Source organism: Microcystis sp. M44BS1 (assembly GCF_020244875.1).
Taxonomy (GTDB): Bacteria; Cyanobacteriota; Cyanobacteriia; order Cyanobacteriales; family Microcystaceae; genus Microcystis; species Microcystis panniformis.
In genome coordinates, this window is sequence record NZ_JADBVM010000069.1 from 1 (window position 1) to 5,209 (window position 5,209).

7 protein-coding genes are annotated in these 5,209 nt (G+C 46.2%); 3 read left to right on the forward strand and 4 right to left on the reverse strand.

Features of this window, described 5'->3' with window-relative positions:
• The first annotated feature begins 55 nt into the window (after nt 1-55).
• Together pyrF and IM515_RS04305 are read left to right on the forward strand one after the other, a co-directional pair.
• Complete coding sequence (pyrF, locus tag IM515_RS04300) at nt 56-757, forward strand: orotidine-5'-phosphate decarboxylase (protein WP_002794219.1); 702 nt, start codon at nt 56-58, stop codon at nt 755-757.
• On the forward strand, nt 721-1,257 hold the full coding sequence (locus IM515_RS04305) for a hypothetical protein (protein WP_004161742.1): 537 nt from the start codon (nt 721-723) through the stop codon (nt 1,255-1,257). Before pyrF ends, IM515_RS04305 begins: the two co-directional genes overlap by 37 nt.
• Here the strand turns inward: IM515_RS04305 and prmC are convergent.
• From prmC to IM515_RS04320, 3 genes are all read right to left on the reverse strand, one after another.
• Nucleotides 1,254-2,138: a peptide chain release factor N(5)-glutamine methyltransferase gene (prmC, locus tag IM515_RS04310; RefSeq protein ID WP_287627216.1), complete on the reverse strand. Its 885-nt coding sequence runs from the start codon at nt 2,136-2,138 to the stop codon at nt 1,254-1,256. The two genes, IM515_RS04305 and prmC, sit on opposite strands and share 4 nt — an antisense overlap.
• A gap of 5 nt (nt 2,139-2,143) precedes the next feature.
• Complete coding sequence (locus IM515_RS04315) at nt 2,144-2,944, reverse strand: Tic22 family protein (RefSeq protein ID WP_002768050.1); 801 nt, start codon at nt 2,942-2,944, stop codon at nt 2,144-2,146.
• A 388-nt stretch (nt 2,945-3,332) separates the two neighbouring features.
• Nucleotides 3,333-3,767, reverse strand: a complete 435-nt coding sequence (locus IM515_RS04320; protein ID WP_002768052.1) for a hypothetical protein — start codon at nt 3,765-3,767, stop codon at nt 3,333-3,335.
• 196 nt (nt 3,768-3,963) lie between these two features.
• On the opposite strand from IM515_RS04320, the gene mtnA reads away from it, so the two are divergent.
• Nucleotides 3,964-5,025, forward strand: coding sequence for an S-methyl-5-thioribose-1-phosphate isomerase (mtnA, locus tag IM515_RS04325; protein WP_287627215.1), 1,062 nt, complete (start codon nt 3,964-3,966; stop codon nt 5,023-5,025).
• On the opposite strand, the gene IM515_RS04330 is transcribed toward mtnA, so the two are convergent.
• Nucleotides 5,011-5,209 (reverse strand): hypothetical protein (locus IM515_RS04330; RefSeq protein ID WP_287697880.1); only part of this gene is annotated, 199 nt, incomplete at its 5' end. The two genes, mtnA and IM515_RS04330, sit on opposite strands and share 15 nt — an antisense overlap.

A 5,209-nucleotide genomic window follows, 5' to 3' on the forward strand; every position in this document is an offset into this window, starting at 1 on the left:
CCACTTCCCCACTTCCCCACACCCCACTCCCCACTCCCCACTGTATCGCCCAAATATGACCAACTCAGACCGAATTATTGTTCCTCTCGATGTGCCGGATTTAGAACAAGCGATCGCACTCCTTGATCTGTTGCCGGAAGTCAATTTTTGGAAAGTGGGACTAGAATTATTTGTCAGTAGCGGTGCAGAGATTCTGGCGCTTCTGCAAGAAAGACAAAAAAAGATCTTTCTCGATCTCAAATTCCATGATATTCCCAATACGGTCGCCGGGGCCTGTCGTTCAGCTAGTCGCTATCAAGTGGATTTACTCACCCTGCACGCAACGGCCGGACGGCAAGCACTGACGGCGGCAAAGGGGGCAATCTCTGACCTGCTATCGCCGCCAAAACTTCTCGCTATCACCGTTTTAACCAGCCTTAACGCCAGGGAATTAGCCCTCGACCTCAAAATTCCCCTAGAACTATCGGAATATGCCTTAAATCTGGCATTATTGGGCAAGGAATCGGGAATTGATGGGGCGGTTTGTTCTCCCCAAGAAGTGGCGCAATTGCGTCGCGTCTGTGGAGAGGATTTTCTCTTAGTTTGCCCCGGAGTTCGTCCCTCCTGGTCAAGCAAAGGGGATCAAAGTCGGGTGATGACTCCGGCCCAAGCGCTTAAAGCTGGGGCTGATTATCTAGTAATTGGACGACCGATCACCGGTGCCGAGGAGCCAAAAATAGCATGGGCAAAAATTTGTCACGAATTAGCCGATATTTAGGAGTATTACTGGTTATTTTCGGGATTAACTTCCCAGCAGTTAGTCGTCCTCTTTCTAGCTGTCCAGAGGATTTAAATCTTCTAGTCGATCGCCTCTTGTCAGATTTACCCGGTTATGCTAATCGAGTTATTACCCGTTCCCAAATCGATCAAAAATTATCTACACCGGTTTTTGTGATTATTGCCGGTCGTCCCGAATTTGCACCTCTACCTTTAAGTGCTAGTCAATATTCTGGTCAAATTGCCGATGACACTCAACAGGTTTTTTTTACAACTTTAGAGCGTCAGTATAGCAAAAATCGCTCTGTCACTCTCCAGAATTATCACTGGTTATTTTTAACTAAAACTGGGGAAGGATGGCGATTAGTGACGATTTACAGTCAATTAGCTGCCCTTGAACCCGCTCAAGTCCCCTTACCTCCCCTAGAAACCAGTCAAGGGACTATCGGCCAAGCGGTGCGTCTCTGGCTGCGGGACTGCGAAGCGGGTGCATTGCGCTAAATTCGCTCGGCCAAAACAAAGCGATCGAAACCTGCTAGGTCGTTAATAATCTGAATTTGTCGATAATTGCCCTGATTTTCCAGCATTTGCGCTACTTTTTCCCCTTGACCGGCTCTCATTTCCACTAGCCAAAGGCCTCCCGATCGCAGATAATCGGGTGCAGTGGCCACTAGATATTGAATTGACTGTAATCCGTCTTCACCCCCATCGAGGGCCAAACGGGGTTCATGTTCCCGCACTTCAATTTGTAAGTCGGGGATTTCTGCACTGGGAATATAGGGAGGATTGGACAGCATCCCGCTAATCTGTCCCTTCCACTTCTCTAGGGGTGTCCACCAAGAACCCTGTTTTAAGATAATTCTGTCGGCAAAACCCGTATTGATGATATTTTCTTTGGCGATCGCTAAAGCCGTTGGACTGTAATCAGTAGCATATATTGCCGCTTTTGTCAAGATACTAGCTAAACCAATAGCGATCGCACCGCTACCGGTTCCCAGATCTACCCAGATTCCCCCGTCGTCTCCTCTGACGGTTTCGCCAACAATATCGATTAATAACTCGGTTTCGGGACGAGGAATTAAGACCCCTGGGGAGACTTTCAGGGTAAAATCACGCCAGACCACCGATTCGAGCAAATACTGCAAGGGAACCCTTGCTTGCAGGCGTTTTTGCCAGCGTTTAGTAATTTCCGACCAAGAATAACTCAAGGGGATTTTTTCTCGTTCGCGAAAGGATTGTAAGCGCAGGGAAAGAGTATCTAAATCTGTCACTGCTTGCAGAAAGATATCCACTTCCTTGGCAGATAGTTGCGCTTGCGCTAAATCAGCGATCGCCTGTTGGCGCCATTGACTTAATTCTTGACCGGAAATACTAGCAGACACAAGGCTTAACGATTAGGGGTGGGGGGATTATTGGTATTATTATTAGGGCGTGGCTGATTTGCCGGGGGTTGGTTGGGAGCCTTTTGGTTACTATTTGCCCGAATAAAATCAATCGTTTCTTGACTAGGATAGAGGAGAATTTTAGTTAAAGCTTCATCGTTGCTTTGTTGTAGGGTGGCAATGACATTTTCTAAGGGAATAACATCAATTTTCACCGTGGCTGCTTCGGCGGGATTAGCTTTTTTATATTGTTCTACCATTTGCAAAGCGGCGGCTTTTTCAAAGAAGAAAGGAATAAAATCCTGATTATTGCGATTGATCACCAGAAAATTACTCTCTTTTCCTGCTTTCGGCACAAATAAAGGTACACCACCTTGATACTGTTGACCTCTTTCACTGAGCAGTTTTTTCGCCGATTCTACTTCCGACTCTTTGGGAACAAAATCGATAATTAAACGATTTTGATCGGTTTGACTGGTTTGCATTTTATAGACTTGTGCCAAGGAAACGGGCTGAACTTTAACTTTGCTGGCCACTTCAGGATTCTCTTTTTTCAGTCGTTCAAAAAAGTTTTGTGCGTCCTGCTTACTAATAAAAACCCCCGTGAATTTCTGTTCTTTTTCTCCTACGGCAATTAGGGGAACTCCTTGATCATCGGCAATAGCGAAGACAGGTACAGACTGCAAGGTTTTGACGATTTGTTCTTCCGGTAAAGCGAGTGCTTTAGAATAGCTGCCCAGCAGCGAAGTCAACATTGTCGTTCCTACTAAACCAAGAGTTGCCGTCCAACGAATGAGAGATTTCATCAAAATAATTACCTCGTTATTACTATTAACCAATATTTGCCATTAATCTGAACTATATCGTCTGCTTAACTCCTCCGATCAGGAGTTTTCTGATGAATAACCAGCCCCAAAAGTTCCCTTTATTGGCTTGGTTCTGAACTATCATAGCTAAAAAGATCCGCACTTGGTGAGATGAGGTGGCAGCAGCAGCCCGGAAATAGGGGCAATTTACAGGCTGATCTGGGGAATAATAGGGATTAATTAGATTTTTTAAGTTAAATTTCCCGAAAAAATCCCTTTAGCTCTGGTTTAAGCTTGCTTTTGCTTTCATAAGCACCAACTTGAGATCAAAAGGCCTCCTCTTGTCTGAATCAGTTAGTCAACCGGCCACCTTTTGATCTTGGCACTACTAATGACTTTCCGAGAGATGGTGCGGATGGGCGATCGCTAACCGCAGCCATTGATAGGAAACTAGATTTAAAATCAGTCCGATGATCAATAAAATTGCCATGAGAGCGATTTGATACCAGGCGATCGGTCTGACCAAAAGATCGGCGATTAGATGGGCTAAATTCAAGACAGAATAGAGAATTGTCAGCCAGAAATGGGCCTTTCTCAAGGAGCGACTTTCGCTAAAATTGACCCCGATAATCGCTAACATTGGCAGCAAAAAAAAGAGCAACATTCCCCAGAAAATCGGATCGAGATTGCTGGTTTGATGGCTCTCGACGATCGATTGACCATGGAAAAGCGGCATTAAACCCAGTTGGGTGTGAAATAGGGTTCCCAAGAGGAATGTTGTCCAGAGAGCGGCAATTTTTTCGGGATATTTCGCTGTTTTCACGGTAATTATCCTCGGAATTAGTTAATATAAAAGCTCGGACTAAGTGAGAAAGTATTCTTCAATTTTTCCTAGTCACTTATTTATACATTATAAAAAAAGTTTCTGTATTTAAAATTACTTTTTACAAAAAAACACAAAGTAGAGAAAGCCCGCTGCTATACTGGTAAATTTGGCTAATTCTCAATCTAAAAATGTTATGACCACAACCACCCCCGAGAGTAACTCAATCTATCCCGTGCGTTGGCAAGATAACAAAGTCTGGCTGATCGATCAAACCCGTTTACCCATGGACTATGGGGAAGTTGAGATCACCAGCAGTGAAGCCATGGCCCGGGCGATCGAAACGATGATTGTCCGCGGCGCTCCGGCGATCGGGGTAGCGGCTGCATACGGTATGGTTTTAGGAACGCAGGAAATTAAAACTGACCAGAAAGAGGAATTTCTGGCTGATTTAACTAGAATAGCCGATCGATTAGCGCAAACCCGGCCCACGGCGGTGAATTTATTCTGGGCGATCGAGCGAATGTTAAAAGTGGCCAGGGAAAGTGGCCCAGAAGTGGCAGTAATTAGCAAAAATCTCCTTGAAACTGCCCACAATATCCAAAAAGAAGACGTGGAAACCTGTCGGGCGATCGGTCACCATGGTTTATTGGCGCTGCCGGAGCAACCGGAAAAACTGACAATTTTAACCCACTGTAATACTGGTTCCCTGGCCACGGCCAGTTATGGTACTGCTTTAGGGGTAATTCGTTCCGCTTGGACGGCAGGAAGACTAATACAAGTGTATGCAGATGAAACCCGGCCAAGGTTGCAAGGGGCAAAATTAACCGCCTGGGAATGTGCGCGGGAGGGAATTCCCGTCACCGTGATCACCGATAGCATGGCGGCCCACTGTATGCAGCAAAAACTGATCGATGCGGTGATTGTCGGGGCCGATCGCATTGCGGCCAATGGGGACACGGCCAACAAAATCGGCACCTATTCCCTCGCGGTGCTGGCAAAAGCTCATAATCTGCCTTTTTATGTGGCTGCCCCCCTATCGACGGTGGATTTTTCCCTTAAGGATGGTACGGGTATCCCGATCGAACAGCGCGATAGTGCCGAAATTTATCAGGTGGGGACGACAACCCTTTGTCCTAGAGATGTTAACTTTTATAACCCCGCCTTCGATGTTACTCCCGCCGCTTTCATCACCGCTATCATTACCGAAAAAGGAGCGGTAACGCCGGCTGAATTAATTTTTTTACAGCAATCCTAGGGGGTGAGCTTTTTCCCCACTGACACCATTTTTATCTGGATTGGGGACTTGCGCTTTGATAATGTACCTTTTGGGCGAACGCAGTTCGCCCCTACATTGTGGACAAAATCCGTTACTGTAGGGGCGCAAAGCTTGCGCCCTCCGATCGATTGGGATATTATTCCCACGCAACTCCCTTGGCACA